The organism is Mesorhizobium sp. LEGMi-168a, assembly GCF_058312955.1.
Window position 1 is genome coordinate 1 of sequence record NZ_JBZEGV010000117.1, and the last position, 1,255, is coordinate 1,255.

Below are 1,255 nucleotides of genomic sequence, written 5' to 3' on the forward strand. Positions count from 1 at the left end.
CGACTGAAGCAGGCGGGGCTCGACTACTACAACCACAACATCGACACGTCGGAGCGCTATTACAGCGAGGTCATCAGCACGCGCAGCTTTGCCGATCGGCTGGATACGCTGGAGAACGTTCGCCTGTCGGGCATCAAGGTCTGCTGCGGCGGGATTGTCGGCATGGGCGAAGAGCCGGTGGACCGGATCGACATGCTGGTGACGCTCGCCAATCTGCCGGAGCATCCAGAAAGCGTTCCGATCAACATGCTCATCCCGATCGCCGGCACGCCGCTTGCCGACGCCAGCCCGATCGAGCCGATTGAGTTCGTGCGCGTGATCGCGCTCGCACGCATCATGATGCCCAAATCGCATGTCCGCCTTTCCGCCGGCCGCACCGCCATGACCGACGAAATGCAGGCGCTGTGCTTTTTTGCCGGCGCCAATTCGATCTTCGTCGGCGACACGCTGCTGACGGCGGACAATCCCGGCGAGGACAAGGATACGCTGCTGTTCCGGCGTCTCGGCATCGAGCCGATGGAACTCGAGGCGCAATGAACCGGGCACAGCTTGCCCGCTATGAGGCGACCCTGCAGGGGCTGGCGCGCAAGGACCGGCTGCGGCAGCTTGCGCCGCGCGCCGGCCTCGACTTCTCGTCGAACGACTATCTCGGGCTTGCCGGCTGTAAGAGGCTTGGCGATGCCGTTGTGGCGGCGATCGCACGGGGCACGCCGGTCGGCGCCACCGGATCGCGGCTGCTGCGCGGCAACGCGCCGGAGCATGAGCAATTGGAGGCCCACGCTGCAGCGTTCTTCGGCGCCGAGCGCGCGCTTTTCTTCGGCGGCGGCTACATCGCCAATTTCGCTATTCTGACCGCGCTGCCGCAGAAGGGCGACCTGCTCGTCCTCGACGAGCTCGCCCATGCCAGCATGCATGAGGGTGCGCGCGCCGGCCGCGCGGATTTCGTGCTGGTCGCGCACAACGACGTCGATGCCGTCGAGGACGCGATCGCGCGCTGGCGCGCCGACGGCGGCATGGGACGCGTCTGGATCGCGGTCGAAAGCCTCTACAGCATGGATGGCGACTGCGCGCCGCTGGAGTGCCTTGTCGCGCTTGCCGATCGGCACCAGGCGTTCATCGTTGTCGACGAGGCGCACGCCACGGGCGTCTGGGGACTGGATGGCCGCGGCCTTGCCGTCGCTTTCGAGGGCCGCGACAACATTCTCGCGCTCCACACATGCGGCAAGGCGCTCGGCGCTTCCGGCGCGCTCGTCAC

Annotated in this window: 2 protein-coding genes; both read left to right on the forward strand. The window is 66.8% G+C overall.

The window, feature by feature from the left end:
* Nucleotides 1–537 (forward strand): biotin synthase BioB (gene bioB, locus AC4FWB_RS34305; RefSeq protein WP_491030631.1); only part of this gene is annotated, 537 nt, incomplete at its 5' end.
* On the forward strand, nucleotides 534–1,255 hold a 722-nt coding region (locus AC4FWB_RS34310; protein ID WP_491030632.1), incomplete at its 3' end, for an aminotransferase class I/II-fold pyridoxal phosphate-dependent enzyme. The genes bioB and AC4FWB_RS34310, both read left to right, overlap by 4 nt.